The organism is Synechococcus sp. Tobar12-5m-g, from assembly GCF_024345415.1.
GTDB lineage: Bacteria > Cyanobacteriota > Cyanobacteriia > PCC-6307 > Cyanobiaceae > Regnicoccus.
In genome coordinates this window covers 70,522-86,154 of sequence record NZ_JAGQBB010000005.1, presented here as the reverse complement: position 1 = coordinate 86,154, position 15,633 = coordinate 70,522, and the positions used below count along the sequence as shown (strand labels likewise).

The window sequence follows — 15,633 nt, the reverse complement described above, 5'->3', positions numbered from 1 at the left end:
CAGGACGTTCGCTTTGACCCGTGTGCACGTGAGGCGATGAGCACCGATCCCATCGCCCCGGTCAAGGTGGGCGTCATCGGCATCGGCAACATGGGTTGGCACCATGCCCGTGTCCTCAGCCTTCTGCGCGATGGCGAGCTGGTGGGCGTCGCCGACCTCAATGCCCACCGCGGCGAACTGGCGGTAGAGCAGTTCGGCTGCCGCTGGTTCGCCGACTTCCAGGACCTGCTGCCCCATGTCGAAGCGGTCTGCATCGCCGTGCCGACCCTGCTGCACCACCGCGTCGGCATGGCCTGCCTGCGGTCCGGGGTGCACGTGCTGATCGAAAAGCCGATTGCCGCGAACCAGCATGAGGCCTCGGAGCTGATCCACGCTGCTGAGACGGCCGGCCGCCAGCTCCAGGTGGGTCACATCGAGCGCTTCAACCCCGCTTTCCGCGAACTGCTCAAGGTGGTGGCCAACGAGGAGGTGGTGGTGCTGGAGGCGCGCCGTCACAGTCCCCACGCCGATCGCGCCAACGATGTTTCGGTGGTGCTGGATCTGATGATCCACGACATCGACCTGGTGCTGGAGCTGGCCCAGGCGCCGGTGGTGCGGCTGGCGGCGGTGGGGGGGCGCAGCGCCGAGGGCCCGATCGACTACGTGAACGCCACGTTGGGCTTCGAGAATGGCGTGGTGGCCAGCCTGGCGGCCAGCAAGATGGCCCATCGCAAGATCCGCAGCCTCAGCGCCCACTGCCGCGACAGCCTGGTCGAAACCGATTTTCTCAACCGCAGCCTCCACATCCACCGCCGCGCCCATGAATGGGTGTCAGCCGATCAGGGCGAGCTTCTCTACCGCAACGACGGCTTCATCGAGGAGGTGAGTACCACTTCGATCGAACCCCTGTATGCCGAGCTGGAGCATTTCCTCCAGTGCGTGCGCGGCTGCGAGATCCCGGCGGTGAATGGCCAGCAGGCTTCCCGGGCGCTGTTGCTCGCCAACCTGATCGAGCAGGCCGTGGATCAGCCCTCGCTCTGCATGACGCTCGACGTCCCGATCTGAACGGGGTCTGCCCCGGCGCTCTCGGTGAGGTCCCGCAGGGCGAGCATCTGCCAGCGCCGGCAACTGGCCGGCGAGGCCCGATAGAAGCGATCCCAGGCTTCCGCTTTGTGGAGGGCGTAGTCCTCGGCTGACTGGTCCGGGTGGCTGTGCTGCCAGCCCACCCGCACGGCGTGGCCGATCACCACATCGAGGGCCAGGTAATCATCGACCTGCACGGCTGGATTGGCGCCCACGAACGCCACCAGCGAGAGCAGGGTCTCGGAGCAGAGCTGCCGATACTCCGAGGCTTCAATCTTGCTGAGCAGGTGATCGACCAGGGAGGCGAAATTGCGCTCACCGGGGGTCTTCTCCGAGATCAACGGTGCGCTCTCCAGGCGGTTGCGACGTTCCAGCTTGTCGCCGATCACCAGGCCGCGGCAGTGGTGCAGCAGGTCCCAGATGCCGGCATAGAAATCCCTGGGAACCCTCTGCAGCGCCCCAAGCCGCTGGCGGTGCTGCAGCCAGCAGACTTTCCCCTCCGGCAGGTCTTCGAGCGGGGCGGGCACATCCCAGCGCACCCGGCCGCTGATGTGGAGCTGCTCCTTGCGCCGCAGGGCCTCCCGGGCGTGGTCCACATCGGCGAGCACGGCCCGCAGGCGACGGCGGATCGCGTGGGGGGGGAGACTGCACAGCGCTTCGAAGGCGTCATCGGGGGTGAGGTCCCGTTCGGCGGCCAGTTCGCCGGTGAGCAGCAGCAGCAACTGGCCCAGTTGCAGGGTGAGGCTGCCTCGGAGCAGAGCGGGTTCCTGCCTGGCCAGGCCATCAAGGGCGAGCAGCAGTTCCTGCTGCACCATCCACTCACGGCCGTCTTCGCCGCTGAAGCGCTGGATCATGGCGCCGATCGCCCCGCTGCCCTGGGGTTGGGTGATCAGGGAATCCCGGGTGTAGTTGCGACCCACCACCAGTTGCTTCTGCAGCACCAGCAGGTCGGTGAGCGCATCCTCCAGCTGGGGGTGAACCAGCTGCATGAGGCCGGCGCAACGCCGCACCACCGACCAGTTGGATTCCGCCAGGCTGCGGCGGTAGACCTCCTCCACCAGGGCCAGCAACGTCACCGGCCCGCCGCACGACGGGCCCTGCAGGATCGCGTTCTGGCCGAGCCTTCGCACCAACTGGTCGAGGAGCTCGGCCTGCTCGCTGAGGGAGGTGCTTCCCCAGAGCCGCTCGGCCAGGTCGGCCATCGGGATCTCTTCGAGCTCCTTCTCTTGCTGAAGCGTGAGTGGGTGCTGGCAGGTGCTGCTGAGCAGCACCGGGCCCGTGGTGTTCGGCTCTGCGGCTGGGACGCTGGCCGGGGCGGGCAACGCCACCCAGCAGGCCTCCTCGGCGAGGGCATCGAGCCGGTCGAGGCGCACCGGCACCCCCTCCAGCTCGCCGCTGGCCAGGGCCAGACCCAGCCGGATCACCGCCGCGGGATCACGCTGGAAGGGTCCAGCCGCCACCGGAATCACCAGCAGGGGATGGCCGTCGCCGCGCCAGTGGCGCTGCAGCAGCCGCAGTTCTCCGAGCACCGTGTCGGCGAGCTGCTCCGGGTCATCAACCAGGTAGAACGTGCCCTCTTCCAGGACCGCCGGCAGGAAGGCGATCGGTCCGTCGCCATCCCGGTAGATCCGAGCGGTGGCCATCGTTTCCATCCGCACGGGGGGGTGGCCGCTCAGCCCGAGCGCCGCGTTGGCACCCACCTGGGCCATGCGCCAGGCCAGGTTCTGGGAGCTGGCCTGGCGCACCGCCGTTCCCTCGCCGCCCACGGGCAACCCCGCCGCCGCCAGGGCCGCCGCGATCGCTGGAGTGGCCGGGGCCAGGGCCACCAGCACCCGCTCCGCTCCGGCTGGCCTGGGTTCCCGGCGGCCACACGGGTCGATGTCTGCCGGCTGGATCAGCCCGTTGAGCAGCAGATCACCGAGCCAGGTGAGGCTCTGGGTCCAGAGCAGGGGGACGTTGGCATTGGCAAGGCGGGCCTGGCTGCCGGGCTGGCGCCGCTCCGCCTCGATTGAACCGGAGGGCACCAGATAGAGCTCCGGCAGCAACGGGACTCCGTCCACCTCCACACACACCGAGGTCAGGCGCCGCCGCCAGCTCCAGGCTTCCTCCCAGCGCAATTCACAACAGGCCGTCACCAGTTCATAGGCGAAGAACAGCGGCCATTCGCACTCGATCGCCTCGAACTGGGCCAGTTCCTCCCGCTCGTAGTGGAGACGGCGGTGGTCCTCCACCACCGTCTGGTGGCCATCACGGCGGAAGCGCTTGTAGCCATAGATCCCCCCCAGGTCGCGGCGGATCTTGCTCCGGGTGCGTTCCAGCAGCTGGGGATCCTCCACGGCCCAGGCGGGGTAGCCGATCACCGAGAGGCAGGCACTGTCGACCTCCTTGCTGGCCGATTCCCGCGGGAGCAGGGCCTGCAGGGCGCGGCCCAGCCTCATCAGGGGCGGCTGGGGGACATGGAGGCCACTGCTGCCATCGCCGTGGGGGCCGTAGAGATCGAGGCCATCGAGGGCTTCCAGCGCCGCCTTGACCAGCCCGATCGAGCTGGCGTTGCGTTCCGGCTCACCATGGTTGCCCTTGTCGCCTCGCTCCCAGATGCCGTAATCGGCCACCCGGTAGGCCCGGGCCACGTAGTAGACGAGATTCTGCACAAAATCCCGCTCATGGTGGTTATGTACCACCACCAGGCCGGCGCGGGTGAGCTGGGCCAGCTGGAGCAGGTAGAGCGCGGTGGCATCGAGCTGGAGGTGACCCCAGCCCTCGTCGGCCACCACAGGATCTCCTCGGGAGGTGTCGTACTTGGCGTGGATCGCGTCGAGACGATTGAGGCTGTTCTTGAAGCGCTCCACCTTGGGGGCCTGGCGCATCATCGCGACCAGCAGGCCGCGCATCAGTTGGATGACCCGCTGCTCCAGCTCGAAGACCCTGGTGGTGGGCCCGTCCAGCCGGCGGTGGGCCAGGGCCAACCCCCAGACGCACTGGATCGAATAGACACAGTCGCGCACCCATGCATCGCCGTAGTTGCCGTGCACCGTGTGGGCGGTGCTGGCCGGCAGCAGGCCACTGACCGGGTGCTGACGCACCAGCACCACCCGCTCGATCTGGGCGTCGAGCCGGCTGAGCAGGACCCGGGCCTCGGATTCCGGCAGGGCACGGGGGGCGTTGTGCGGCGGGACCGCTGGGGAGTCAAGCCCTTGGCCAGCTTCGTTCAACTCTGTTCCGTTAGCACTGTTGGCCATCCTGCCGCTGATCTGCTCCAAGCCATGGCGCCACCGCAGATCACGCCGGTACTCTCCTTCCATTCTCCGGCGGCCCTGAGGGTCTTCAGCAGCGATGGCGACGGAATCGGTGCAGGCGCCAGTGGGGAGAAGCCGGGTGCTGGGCGTTCCCGTGAACGTTTTCCCCGACGTGTTCGACGCCGCCGTGGCCCTTCAGGCCCGCGGTGGGGGTCAGATCGTCACCCTAAACGCTGAGATGACGATGGCGGCCCGGGAGGACCAGGCCCTGGGTGCCGTGATCGAAGCCGCCGAGCTGGTCATTCCCGATGGAGCCGGTGTGGTCTGGGCGCTCCGACGCCAGGGGTACCGGGTGCGACGCAGCCCTGGTATCGAGCTGGCCCGCCGGCTGCTGGCCCATGCCGCCCAGGTCGACTGGCGCGTCGCCCTGGTGGGGGCCAGCCCGGAAGTGATGGCTTCCCTGGTCCAGCGGCTGCGGCTGGAGTTTCCCGGCTTGAACCTGGTGTTGGCGATCGACGGGTACCAGAGCGCCGAGGCCTGGAGCGGCCTGGAGCGGGAGCTGCTGGCGGCCCACCCCGATCTGGTGCTGGCCGCCCTGGGGGTGCCCCGCCAGGAAAGCTGGATTCAGCGGCTGCATCAGGGGCAGCCGGGGCTGTGGATGGGTGTGGGCGGCAGCTTCGACGTGTGGGCGGGCATCAAACAGAGAGCCCCCGCCTGGATGGGAGCCCTGCAAATCGAATGGCTGTTTCGGCTCTACCAGGAGCCCTACCGCTGGCGACGGATGCTTGCGCTACCGGCCTTCGCCTGGGCGGTGCTCAGCGAAAACCCACCGAGGCCTGCCAGACGAAGGCCAGCAACAGGAAGAAGAGGGGAATGATCGGCAGGATGTCGACCAGGGGACCGAACGCCTGGTAGGCCTCGGGAAGCTGGGCCAGCGTGAGGAGAGGCATCCCGGTGATAACAGCCATCCCTGGTGCTGAAAACAAGATTTGTTCGGACGCTACCACGTGTGTGCTGCCGCGGAGCCGGGCTCCCAGGGAGCGAAATCCTCTGCAAAACAACCAGCGCCGATCGCCGTGGCCATGGCCGTGGTGAAGCGGATCAGATGGGTGAGGTTGTGCAGGCTCAGCAGGGTGCGGCCCAACATTTCCCCGCTGCGGATCAGGTGGTGCAGGTAGGCGCGGCTGTGGTGGGCGCAGGCCGGGCAGCGGCACGTCGGATCGAGAGGCGTGTGGTCATGGCGGAAGCGGGCGTTGCGCAGGTTCCAGCGCTCCGCCCCCACCAGGGCGGTGCCGTGGCGCCCCAGCCGCGTCGGCAGGACGCAATCAAAGAGGTCGATCCCCTGGGCCACGGCGATGGCCATTTCCCGCAGGCTGCCGACCCCCATCAGATAGCGGGGGACACCCTCCGGCAGCAGGGGAGTCACCATCCGAACGATCCGGTGCATCTCCTCCACCGGTTCGCCGACGCTGACCCCGCCAATGGCGATGCCCGGCAGGCCCATGGCCGCCACGGCCCGGGCCGATTGGTCCCGCAGGTGGGGATGGGTGCCCCCCTGCACGATGCCGAACAGCGCCTGATCGGGGCGGTCATGCACGGTCATGCAACGCTCCAGCCAGGCGTGGGTGCGCCTGTTGGCCTGCTCCGCCTCGGCTTCCGAGGCTGGATAGGGGGGGCACTGGTCGAAGGCCATCACAACATCGGCCCCCAGGGCCATCTGAATCTCCATGGAGCGTTCCGGCGTCAGCGTGATCCGGGCGCCATCCCGGGGGGAGCTAAACACCACGCCCTGGTCATCGATCCGGTTGAGGGCCCCGAGGCTGAACACCTGAAACCCACCCGAATCGGTGAGCAGGGGGCCCTCCCAGCCCATGAAGCGATGCAGGCCGCCCGCTTCGGCCACCACCAGCTCACCGGGCTGGAGATGGAGGTGGTAGGTGTTGGCCAGCACCATCTGGGCGCCGGTTGCCGCCAGCTGGGCTGTGGTCACCCCCTTCACCGTGGCGGCGGTGCCCACCGGCATGAAGCGGGGCGTTTCGATCACACCATGGGGGGTGTGAAACCGCCCGCAACGGGCCTGGGTTCGCGGGCAGTGCGCGGTCCGCTCGAAGCGGAATCCATCCGTCCGGTTCAAGGGTCGGCCGCTGCCCTGATGGGGATCCATGGTGGGCCCAGGCGGCGGTGGGTTGAACTTAAGGGGTGCCCCCCGGTTGCGATCCACCCGTGAGTTCCCCGTCCCCCAGGCCTGCAGGCGCGCCCCTCTGGTTGCGCGACCTGGCCGGGGCCTGGGTGTTCTACAGCGTGCTGCCGGCCTGGCCCCGGCTGCGGCCCCGCTTCGAGCGCATCGCCCGGTTCGCCCCCTGGATCGGCCTGGTGCTGGCGGGCCTGCAGGCCCTGCTCTGGGCGCTCACCGAGAGCTGGCTGGCGCCGGCCGCCCAGGTGGCCCTGGTGCTGGCCCTGGACCTCGTCCTGACCGGCGGCCTGCACACCGATGGCGTCATGGACACCGCCGATGGTCTGGCCGCCGGTGAGCGGTCCCTGGAGGCGATGGGGGACAGCAGGGTGGGGGCCAGCGGTGTGCAGGCTTTCGCGGTGCTGCTGTTGCTGCGGAGCGCTGCCCTGCTCAGCCTGGCGGGGCTTGCCCCAGCCGGGGAGGTGGCCCTGGCGCTGATCTGGGCGGCGGTGTGGGGCCGGATCGCCCCGCTGCTGGCCATCGCCTGGTTCCCCTATCTGCGCCCAGCCGGCACCGCGGGCTTCCACCGCCAGCATTGGTGCGGCCTGGCCAGGGAGCTGCGGCCGTCGCTGCTGCTGCTGGGGGTGCTGACCCTGCTGGGGGGAGCGCCCAGCTGGACGGGGCCCGGCTGGTTCTGGCAGGGGTGGTTGGGGCTGCTCCCGGCGCTGCTGGTGCCCGTTTGGCTGGGTCGGCGGCTGGGGGGCCACAGCGGCGATTCCTACGGAGCCTGCGTCGAGTGGAGCGACAGCCTGGCCCTGCTCCTGACGGCCCTGGCCCTCTCAGGCTGAGGGGAGGGCTGGGGGCAACTCCAGGCAGAACGCGTTGCCCTCCGGCGGCAGGCTGGGATCGAGGGCGCTGGGCGGCTGGACCAAGCGCAGCTCACCGCCGAGGTTGCGGGCCAGCTCCCGCGCCAGGGCCAGCCCCAGGCCCGAGCCCGAGCGGCCCTGGGACCGTTCGCCGCGCACCCCCCGCTCGAAGATCGCCTGCCGCTCCCCGGCGCCGATCGCAGGACCGCCATCCCAGACGCAGAGGCTCAGACCGGCTGGATTGCCTTCGGGATCGCCTTCGCCCTGCTGGCAATGCAGCCCCACGGCGGCGCCTTCGGGGCTGTAGCGGAAGGCGTTCTCGAGCAGATTGGCCAGGATCTCGGCCACGGCGGCACTGTCGCCGCGCCACTCGGGCCGCCGCTCGGGCCCCGACCAGGAACGACCCTGGAGGGAAGCGGTGGCCGCGGCCCGCATCAGCAGCGGTTCCAACCGTTCCTGGAGGGGCTGCGGTTCGCCGGAGCTGAGCGCCGGGGGCAGAAGCAGGGGTCTGGGATCCGCCGCGCCGGGGCCAAGGCTGGGGGGTTGATCGAGGCTGTCGATGGCATCGACGTAACGGTTGAGCAGCCGTTCTTCGGCCAGCAAGCCTTCCACCAGGGAGCGGTTGGGGGCATCGCCCTCGAGCCGCCGCTTCAGCAGCTGGCCGAAGGTGCGCAAGGCGGCCAGGGGGTTGCGGAGCTGGTGCACCAGCAGGCGCAACTGCTGGCTCTGAAGCTCCAGCCGGCGCTCAAGCCGCTGCTGTTCGTGGTCGAGCAGGAGGGCTTCGGTGAGGCAATGCGCCACCGCCTGGAGGCGGCTGGTCAGGGATGGCGGCCAGGGCAGCTGGGTGGTTTCCACCCGCAGGGCCCCCAGCAGAATCCGATGCCGCCGCAGCGGGAACCAGCGGCGCTCGGCGCTGGGCAGCAGCAGGCTGGGATCCTCCTCCACCGCTGGGAAGGCCACCGCCGGCAGGGCCCTGACCTCGCTGGGCCACTGGCCGACCGGGATCAGCCCGGGCTTGCCGTCGGCACGGGGCAGGGCCAGGTAGACCACCAGGGAGCTGAGCTCGGGACGGTCGGCAAACTGGGCCAGCTGATGGCCGAGCAGCGTCATGAAGCGGGCCGAGACCTCCATCAAAGACTGGCCTTCACCCCCATGGAAGCAATTTCAGCTCCCATGTTGGAAATCGGTGGAAAAGCCTTAAGATTTGGGTATCGACCAATACTTCGCAATCCGCGAGCCGGATCTCCATGCGAAGCAGCGGCGGCATCGGTTGCTCATTCCTTGCAACGGAGGCTACAGCAGAGGCAGACACGTCCCTCCGCTGTTCGGTGGCTTGCTCGTCAGGTCATCGCGTCGATGTTTCCGTGGAGGCCGGGGAGTCCTTGCCCAAGGAACCCCCGGCCAAACCGGCCTACGGCTGAAAGTTGTTTGGGAGTCGCCAGGCCCCCCTCATGGAGTGCCCGGTCACCTTGGCTTGCCACGGCAAGTCCCACCCTCAACCCATCCTCCTCCGCCTCCCCCAGGGAGTGGTTCCATGTCAAAGAAGCGCAAGCGGATCAGCCGCCGTCGTCTCGCCGGGCAGCGCGTGCTCGCCCACATCCCCACCCACAACCTCGAGACTGGTGAGCACAAGCCTGTCACCGCGGCGCGTCGGTTCATTGCTGAGAGCGGCCTCCTTGCTCCCGCCCTGCTCAATGTGCGTCGGAACGAGCACACCACCGATCGCTTTTTCTGGGGCGAGAAGGGTCTGTTCAGCGCCCAGTATGCCGAGGAGAATCACTTTCTCTTTCCTTCTTTGCGGTTGATCGTTGATCAGATCGGTGAAGAAGCGCTCTTCGCGGGTCTTGAGTCCACCGGCTCCGACGACTGGGAAGAGATGGAAGAGTACGAGTACGCCTTCGTCTGAAGCGTCAGCGGATCCCCCGGTTCAAGGCGAGCCGGGGGGATCTTTCCATCGATCCGCCAGGAAGTCCCGCAGGGCTGGGAACAGCGTTGGATCGATCGTGTGTCCGCCGGCAAACCGCAGCAGCTCCGCCTGGCCTCCCCCCTGCCGCAGGAGACGCAACACCTCGGCACTGGCCGCCACAGGCACCACCGGGTCCTGCTCCCCATGGGTCAGCAGCACCCGGCTGAGTGGGGTCTGCGGCGCCCAGCCTGGGTGGGGATAGCCACTGGAGGCGATCAGCCCCGCGACCGGCAAGCCACTGGCCACATCGAGGGCCATGGCCGCGCCCTGGGAGAATCCCAGCACCACCGTGCGCTCCAGGGGCAGGCTGTCGCTGAGGGCCAGCAACCTCTGCCGCAGGGCGTCCCGGGCTTTTGGCAGGCCAGGCCATTCAGGCTCCTGCAGGTCGTACCACTGCCGACCCACCCCAAGGGGATGGGGCTCAGGTGCCCGCAGCGCCACAAGCTCGATCTCCGCACCGGCAAGCTGCTTGCCGAGATCCAGCAGGTCATCGGCATCGGCCCCCCAGCCATGCAGGAGCACCAGACGGCGCTCCGCTTCAGTCGGTCCTTGGCGCAGTTCGTCTGTGGTCATGGGTGGGGGAAGGCGAGGGTTCGCTGGGTAGGTTGTGGCGATCCCGTCCTGCGATCGCGATGGCACCCACGGCGCTCCTGAGTGTGTCGGATAAGGAGGGGGTGGTGGCGCTGGCCGAAGCGCTCCATCACACCCATGGCTTCCAGCTGCTCTCCAGCGGCGGGACCGCGACGGTGCTGGCGGCGGCAGGGCTGCCGGTCACCCGGGTGGCCGAGCACACCGGATCCGCCGAGATCCTGGGCGGGCGGGTGAAGACGCTGCACCCCCGGATCCATGGCGGCATTCTCGCCAAACGCCACGACCCGGCGCACCAGGCGGACCTGGAGGCCCAGGCCATCACACCGATCGATCTGGTGGTGGTGAACCTCTACCCGTTCAGCGCCACCGTGGCCGATCCCGCCGTGAGCTGGGAGCAGGCCATTGAAACCATCGACATCGGAGGGCCGGCGATGGTGCGGGCCGCCGCCAAGAACCATGCCGACGTGGCCGTGCTCAGCCGTCCAGCCCAGTACGGCGGCTATCTCAAGGCCCTGGCGGCAGGCCAGCTGGATCAGGACTTCCGCCGCCAGCTGGCGCTGGAGGCCTTCCGCCACACCGCCGCCTACGACACCGCCATCAGCCGGTGGCTTCAGGAGCGCCTGAACGGCGCGGACGAGGCCCTGAATCTGCAGTTGCCACTCAGGCAAACCCTGCGCTACGGCGAGAACCCCCACCAGAGCGCCCGCTGGTTCAGCGCGCCGCAGGCGGGCTGGGGCGCAGCCAGGAAGCTGCAGGGCAAGGAGCTCAGCACCAACAACCTGCTGGACCTGGAGGCCGCCCTGGCCACCGTGCGTGAATTCGGCTACGGCGAGGGCGCCGCTGGCCCGCTCCAGCCTGCCGCCGTTGTGGTGAAGCACACCAACCCCTGCGGCGTGGCGGTCGGCGGCAGCAGCGCCGAAGCCCTCGGGCGGGCCCTCGACGCCGACCCCGTGTCGGCCTTCGGGGGCATCGTGGCCCTGAACGCTCCAGTGGATGGCCAGGCCGCCAGCCTGCTCACCGGTCTGTTCCTGGAATGCGTCGTCGCCCCCGCCTACAGCCCCGAGGCCTTGGGGCAACTGGCCAGCAAGACCAACCTGCGGGTGCTTGAGCTCACCGCCGCGATGATCGAGCGCGCCTCCCACCTGCAGGTTCGCAGCGTGCTTGGCGGGGTGCTGCAGCAGGACCTCGACGACCAGCCCGCCACCGAGGAGGCCTGGCGGGTGGTGAGCCGCCGGGGGCCGAGCGATGCGGAACTTGAGGATCTGCGTTTCGCCTGGCGCCTGGTGCGGCACGTGCGCTCCAATGCGATCGTCGTGGCCGGCGGTGGGGTCAGTCTTGGGATCGGAGCTGGCCAGATGAATCGGGTGGGCTCGGCGCGGCTGGCCCTGGAGGCGGCTGGGGAGCGGTCGGTGGGGGCCGTGCTCGCCAGCGATGGCTTCTTCCCCTTCGATGACACGGTGCGGCTGGCGGCCAGCCATGGGATCACCGCGGTGATTCAGCCGGGCGGCAGTGTCCGCGACGGGGACTCGATCGCGGCCTGTGATCAGCTCGACCTGGCGATGGTCACCACGGGCCGTCGCCATTTTCTTCACTGAACGGCGGGGCGGCAGCCGCCAGTTGTAGCTTCGCTGCCAACGCCCCACCCGATCGATGCCGGACGCCCTCGCCTACAACCTGAACTTCCTCCATCCCCTGCTGATGTGGTCGTTGCTGGCTCTCTCCGGCTACGCCCTGTTTCTGGGGATCAAGGCCAAGAAAACCCGTACGGCCGACCCCGAGCAGCGCAAGGAACTGATCAAGGGCAAGTACGCCCAGCGCCACTACGTGATCGGCAGCCTGGTGTTGGCGATCATGGTGCTGGGCAGTTTCGGAGGCATGGCCGTCACCTACCTGAACAACGGCAAGCTGTTCGTAGGCCCCCACCTGCTGGCCGGCATCACCATGGTGTGCCTGATCGCCGTGGCCGCCTCGCTGTCTCCACTGATGCAGCGGGGCAACCTGATCGCCCGCAAGGCCCACGTCGGTCTGAACATGACGGTGATGACCCTGTTTCTCTGGCAGGCCGTCAGCGGCATCGAGATCGTCAACAAGATCTGGACGAACCGCTGAGCCTTGATGGCTCCAGCCCGGGGAGCAGCTGTCCAGAGCTCCGGTTCAGAACGGCGCCCGACGGCGCGGGGGGCAGGGAAGAGCGTGGGTGGCGTGGAAATCCTCTTGGACTTTCCAGGTGAGCTTGCGGGAAACCTGCCGCACGATCTGACGAAGCAGGTGATCGCCGCTCGACTGGACCAGACCCTCCGGCAAGAGCCCGATCAAGGCGGGCAGCCTGATCCACACACTCAGGTCGAGGTCCCAGAGAACCTGGGTGACCGGCCCAAGCTCGCCCGTGAGCTGGTCCAGCCGCAGGGAGGCGTTGAAGTCGACGTCATAGACCTGCTGGAGGGAGCCATGGTCCTCGGCCAGGGGAACCGTGCCGATCCGGTAGATCCCTTCGCTCTGGGGCAGGAGTTCCAGGGCGATCGTGGGCTCCACCTCGAACCCGAAGTTGCCGAATCGCCCCAGGGTGAGGGCATAGCTGTTGTGACCCAGCGGCAGCACCTTCATCGGCGCGGCACAGCGCCGGAACCAGCCGTCGTGGTGGTCGAGATAATCCGCCACCACACCGGCCTGCGCCCGCATTTCCATCAGGTCGGCGAACTGGCTGGTGTAGCGGCGAACACGGGGATCTTCCCCGTTGCGGAGCGGGGCCGGGGCCACAGCGGCAGCAGCGTTCCAGGACTGGGTGGGTGACAACAGGCTCAGGTTCTCCCCCCTGCCCGACAGGGAGCTCAGATCAACGTGGGCATGGCTGGCAATCTAGGCGCGATGCCCAGGCCTGTCGGCTGCGGCTGTGACAGCGCTCAGCTGTCGCAGAGGTCCATGAGGTGGCGAATCACATCTTCCACGACGCGGTCGGGGGTGGAGGCCCCGGAGGTGATGCCCACCCGCAAGGGGCCAGCCGGAAGGAACGGTGTCACCACTTCGAGATCCCCTCCCAGGGGCATGTGCTCGATGCGATTGCCGGGCCCGATGCGCTCCGGCGTATCGATGTGGAATGAGCGGATGCCGCGGCTGATCGCGATCTCCTGCAGGTGGGTGGTGTTGGAGGAGTTGTAGCCGCCGATGACCACCATCAGATCGAGCGGTTCATCCACCAGGGAGAACATGGCGTCCTGGCGCTCCTGGGTGGCATCGCAGATCGTGTTGAAGGCCAGGAAGTGCTCGTTGAGTTCCACCGGGCCATGGCGTTGCAACATGGCGCGCTCGAACATCCGGCCGATTTCCTCGGTTTCGCTCTTGAGCATGGTGGTCTGATTGGCCACCCCAACGTGGACCAGGTCCACGTCGGGGTCGAAGCCGGGCGAACAGGCCTTGGCGAAATGCTTCTGGAAAGCCTGGCGATCGCCGTTGCCGAGGATGTAATCGCAGACCATCTGGGCTTCTGCCAGGCCGAGCACCACCAGATAGGTGCCGGCGAAGGAGCTGGTGGCGAGGGTTTCCTCGTGCTTCACCTTGCCGTGGATGATCGAAGTGAAGGCGTGCTTCTTGTGCTTCTCCACCGTGTTCCACACCTTGGAGACCCAGGGACAGGTGGTGTCGACGATGTGGCAGCCCCGCTCATTGAGGAGTTGCATCTCCTGAACGGTGGCACCGAAGGCCGGCAGGATCACCACATCGCCAGGGCCCACCTCGGAGAAATCCTTCACGCCGTTCTCCACCGCGATGAAGCGCACGTTCATCTCGCGGAGGTGATCGTTCACCGATGGGTTGTGAATGATCTCGTTGGTGATCCAGAGGCGCTCGGTGGGGTAGTGCCGCCGGGTTTCGTAGGCCATCGCCACGGCCCGCTCCACCCCCCAGCAGAAGCCGAAGGCCTCGGCGAGTCGCACGGTCAAGCGCCCGTGACGCAAGAGATCGCCGTTTTCACGGATGGTGGCGATCAGCTCGCTCTGGTAGGCCTGCTCAAGATGGCCGGCCACCTCCTCGGCCCGGCCGAAACCGCGGCGGTTGTAGCGCTCGGAGTGGTGCAGCGAGCGTTTGAAGGCACGGGTATCCATGGGATCGCCGGCAAGGTCCGCCGACTCTATGGGCGGGGCTGGGCCATTGGCGAAAAAAACCCACGGCTGAGGCCGTGGGTTGGGGGTGAACCATTGAACCTGTTGGATCAGCTGGAGGCGGAGGCGAAGTCGGGGTAGGCCTCCATGCCGTGCTCGCCGATGTCGAGTCCTTCGATCTCCTCGGGCTCCGTGACCCGGATGCCTCCGGAGAGAGCTCCGAGCACCGACCAGACGATCCAGGAAGCTCCTAGGGCGAAGATGCCGTAGGCGATCAGGCCGAGGATCTGAAGGCCGAACTGGACAAATCCATGACCCAGGAAAAGCCCCTTGTCGTTGTTGAACAGGCCCACCGCCAGGGTGCCCCAAAGGCCACAGGTGCCGTGCACCGACCAAGCGCCGACTGGATCATCGATGCCGAGGTTATCGACGATGCTCACGGAGAACACCACGATGGTGCCGGCGATGAAACCGATTACCCAGGCAGCGGGCATCGAGTAGGCGTCACAGCCGGCTGTAATGCCGACCAGGCCGGCCAGGATGCCGTTGATTGTCATGGTGAGATCAGGCTTGCCCGATTTCAGCTGGGACACCAGGGTGCCAGCGATGCCGCCGCCGGCGGCCCCCAGGGAGGTGGTCACGGCGATGTAGGGAACCAATTCGTTCATCGACAGCACCGAACCGGGGTTGAAGCCGTACCAGCCGATCCAGAGGATCAAGCAACCGAGGGTGGCGATCGAGAGATTGTGGCCCGGGATGGCCTGGGGTTTGCCGCCAACGAACTTGCCGACCCGGGGACCAAGAATGATCGCGCCTACGAGCCCGGCCGAAGCACCCACAAAGTGCACCAGGGTGGAGCCGGCGAAATCGATGAAGCCAAGCTGGTTGAGCCAGCCGGCGGCGTTCCATTTCCAGCTGCCGGCGATCGGGTAGATGAAGCCCACCAGAACCAGGGAGAACACCACGAACTCACCGAACTTGATGCGCTCGGCCACCAGGCCCGAAACGATCGTGGCCGATGTGCCTGCGAAGGCCACCTGGAAGAGGAAGTCAACGCTGGGAACCAGCAAGCCGTCTTTGACCATCTCCGGGGTGACGGCCGGATCGAAGAACAGTCCGAGTGGACCACCCTTTCCGTAGAACAGCCAGCCAGGAACAACGGCTTCGCCGTACATCAGCGAAAAACCGATCACCCAGTAGGCCGTGACGGCCAGGGCGAAGACGATCAGGTTCTTGGCGAGGATGTTGACGGCATTTTTCTGCCGGCACATGCCGGCTTCCACCATCGCGAAGCCGGCGTTCATGAAGATCACCAGGATGGCGGCGATCGTCAGCCAGAGGTTGTTGATCAGGAAGGCTGGGGTGAGCTCGGGCAGTTCGGCCGCATGGGCGGAAAGGTTGAAGATCCCGAGGCCGAACAGGGCCAGGGGAACACAGGCCAACCAGGTCAGGGTGCGCTCGCTCTTCAGGCCCCTGATGCGGCTCGCCAGCAGGGCGGGGGCCTCCAGCAGGCTGGCCTCGGAGAGTCGCCTTGGAATTCGGCGAAGGGTATCTGGAATGGCAATGGTCATGGGGTTTTCACTGGCAAAGGACGGTACACATGCATTTGGTGACGCATGACAGCGTTCCATCGCCGCCCAAAGTG

Annotated in this window: 14 protein-coding genes; 6 read left to right on the top strand and 8 right to left on the bottom strand. The window is 67.5% G+C overall.

From position 1 onward, the window contains the following. The first annotated feature begins 36 nt into the window (after positions 1-36). The gene (locus tag KBY66_RS04930) at positions 37-1,044 is read left to right on the top strand and encodes a Gfo/Idh/MocA family protein (RefSeq protein ID WP_255088103.1); all 1,008 of its coding nucleotides are present in this window, start codon (positions 37-39) and stop codon (positions 1,042-1,044) included. On the opposite strand, the gene KBY66_RS04925 is transcribed toward KBY66_RS04930, so the two are convergent. Continuing rightward, entirely contained in the window at positions 1,005-4,274 is a 3,270-nt protein-coding gene (locus tag KBY66_RS04925) for a glycoside hydrolase family 15 protein (RefSeq protein WP_399224854.1), read from the bottom strand. The genes KBY66_RS04930 and KBY66_RS04925 overlap by 40 nt on opposite strands. Before the next feature lie 121 nt (positions 4,275-4,395). On the opposite strand from KBY66_RS04925, the gene KBY66_RS04920 reads away from it, so the two are divergent. Further along, entirely contained in the window at positions 4,396-5,175 is a 780-nt protein-coding gene (locus KBY66_RS04920; RefSeq protein ID WP_255088102.1) for a WecB/TagA/CpsF family glycosyltransferase, read from the top strand. On the opposite strand, the gene KBY66_RS04915 is transcribed toward KBY66_RS04920, so the two are convergent. Both KBY66_RS04915 and tgt read right to left on the bottom strand, forming a co-directional pair. Next, positions 5,114-5,248 (bottom strand): photosystem II reaction center protein K, encoded by a 135-nt coding sequence (locus KBY66_RS04915; RefSeq protein WP_255088158.1) that lies wholly within the window; start codon positions 5,246-5,248, stop codon positions 5,114-5,116. The genes KBY66_RS04920 and KBY66_RS04915 overlap by 62 nt on opposite strands. A 50-nt stretch (positions 5,249-5,298) precedes the next feature. Beyond that, a complete protein-coding gene (gene tgt / locus KBY66_RS04910; protein ID WP_255088101.1) occupies positions 5,299-6,462 on the bottom strand; it encodes a tRNA guanosine(34) transglycosylase Tgt in 1,164 nt (387 codons plus the stop codon). Between the two features lie 59 nt (positions 6,463-6,521). On the opposite strand from tgt, the gene KBY66_RS04905 reads away from it, so the two are divergent. Continuing rightward, complete coding sequence (locus tag KBY66_RS04905; RefSeq protein WP_255088100.1) at positions 6,522-7,319, top strand: adenosylcobinamide-GDP ribazoletransferase; 798 nt, start codon at positions 6,522-6,524, stop codon at positions 7,317-7,319. Here KBY66_RS04905 and KBY66_RS04900 read toward each other — a convergent pair. Continuing rightward, on the bottom strand, positions 7,311-8,468 hold the full coding sequence (locus KBY66_RS04900) for a sensor histidine kinase (RefSeq protein ID WP_255088099.1): 1,158 nt from the start codon (positions 8,466-8,468) through the stop codon (positions 7,311-7,313). The two genes, KBY66_RS04905 and KBY66_RS04900, sit on opposite strands and share 9 nt — an antisense overlap. Before the next feature lie 403 nt (positions 8,469-8,871). Here KBY66_RS04900 and KBY66_RS04895 point away from each other — a divergent pair, with 403 nt between their 5' ends. Continuing rightward, positions 8,872-9,243 carry a DUF3155 domain-containing protein gene (locus tag KBY66_RS04895; protein WP_255088098.1) on the top strand — a complete coding sequence of 124 codons (372 nt, stop codon included), beginning with the start codon at positions 8,872-8,874 and terminating at the stop codon, positions 9,241-9,243. Positions 9,244-9,264: 21 nt separating this feature from the next. Here the strand turns inward: KBY66_RS04895 and KBY66_RS04890 are convergent, their stop codons facing one another. Then, positions 9,265-9,876: an alpha/beta hydrolase gene (locus KBY66_RS04890; protein ID WP_255088097.1), complete on the bottom strand. Its 612-nt coding sequence runs from the start codon at positions 9,874-9,876 to the stop codon at positions 9,265-9,267. Between the two features lie 59 nt (positions 9,877-9,935). Between KBY66_RS04890 and purH the strand changes: the two genes are divergently transcribed. Both purH and KBY66_RS04880 read left to right on the top strand, forming a co-directional pair. Further along, positions 9,936-11,489, top strand: a complete 1,554-nt coding sequence (gene purH, locus KBY66_RS04885; RefSeq protein WP_255088096.1) for a bifunctional phosphoribosylaminoimidazolecarboxamide formyltransferase/IMP cyclohydrolase — start codon at positions 9,936-9,938, stop codon at positions 11,487-11,489. A 55-nt stretch (positions 11,490-11,544) separates the two neighbouring features. Beyond that, positions 11,545-12,003 (top strand): DUF4079 domain-containing protein, encoded by a 459-nt coding sequence (locus KBY66_RS04880; protein ID WP_255088095.1) that lies wholly within the window; start codon positions 11,545-11,547, stop codon positions 12,001-12,003. A 45-nt stretch (positions 12,004-12,048) separates the two neighbouring features. Here the strand turns inward: KBY66_RS04880 and KBY66_RS04875 are convergent, their stop codons facing one another. The 3 genes from KBY66_RS04875 to KBY66_RS04865 all read right to left on the bottom strand — a co-directional run bounded on the left by KBY66_RS04875 (position 12,049) and on the right by KBY66_RS04865 (position 15,559). Continuing rightward, positions 12,049-12,696: a DUF1997 domain-containing protein gene (locus KBY66_RS04875; RefSeq protein ID WP_410001001.1), complete on the bottom strand. Its 648-nt coding sequence runs from the start codon at positions 12,694-12,696 to the stop codon at positions 12,049-12,051. 98 nt (positions 12,697-12,794) lie between these two features. Next, the gene (locus KBY66_RS04870; protein ID WP_255088093.1) at positions 12,795-13,991 is read right to left on the bottom strand and encodes a 4-hydroxy-3-methylbut-2-enyl diphosphate reductase; all 1,197 of its coding nucleotides are present in this window, start codon (positions 13,989-13,991) and stop codon (positions 12,795-12,797) included. A gap of 107 nt (positions 13,992-14,098) precedes the next feature. After that, positions 14,099-15,559 (bottom strand): ammonium transporter, encoded by a 1,461-nt coding sequence (locus KBY66_RS04865; protein WP_255088092.1) that lies wholly within the window; start codon positions 15,557-15,559, stop codon positions 14,099-14,101. Positions 15,560-15,633: the final 74 nt, after the last annotated feature.

Bases quoted from the DNA above. Each gene is read 5' to 3' on its own strand.
- KBY66_RS04915 (WP_255088158.1), bottom strand. From the start codon at position 5,248: ATGCCTCTCCTCACGCTGGCCCAGCTTCCCGAGGCCTACCAGGCGTTC.
- KBY66_RS04900 (WP_255088099.1), bottom strand. From the start codon at position 8,468: ATGGAGGTCTCGGCCCGCTTCATGACGCTGCTCGGCCATCAGCTGGCC.
- KBY66_RS04920 (WP_255088102.1), top strand. From the start codon at position 4,396: ATGGCGACGGAATCGGTGCAGGCGCCAGTGGGGAGAAGCCGGGTGCTG.
- KBY66_RS04930 (WP_255088103.1), top strand. From the start codon at position 37: ATGAGCACCGATCCCATCGCCCCGGTCAAGGTGGGCGTCATCGGCATC.
- KBY66_RS04870 (WP_255088093.1), bottom strand. From the start codon at position 13,991: ATGGATACCCGTGCCTTCAAACGCTCGCTGCACCACTCCGAGCGCTAC.
- KBY66_RS04880 (WP_255088095.1), top strand. From the start codon at position 11,545: ATGCCGGACGCCCTCGCCTACAACCTGAACTTCCTCCATCCCCTGCTG.
- KBY66_RS04865 (WP_255088092.1), bottom strand. From the start codon at position 15,559: ATGACCATTGCCATTCCAGATACCCTTCGCCGAATTCCAAGGCGACTC.
- purH (WP_255088096.1), top strand. From the start codon at position 9,936: ATGGCACCCACGGCGCTCCTGAGTGTGTCGGATAAGGAGGGGGTGGTG.
- KBY66_RS04895 (WP_255088098.1), top strand. From the start codon at position 8,872: ATGTCAAAGAAGCGCAAGCGGATCAGCCGCCGTCGTCTCGCCGGGCAG.
- KBY66_RS04890 (WP_255088097.1), bottom strand. From the start codon at position 9,876: ATGACCACAGACGAACTGCGCCAAGGACCGACTGAAGCGGAGCGCCGT.
- tgt (WP_255088101.1), bottom strand. From the start codon at position 6,462: ATGGATCCCCATCAGGGCAGCGGCCGACCCTTGAACCGGACGGATGGA.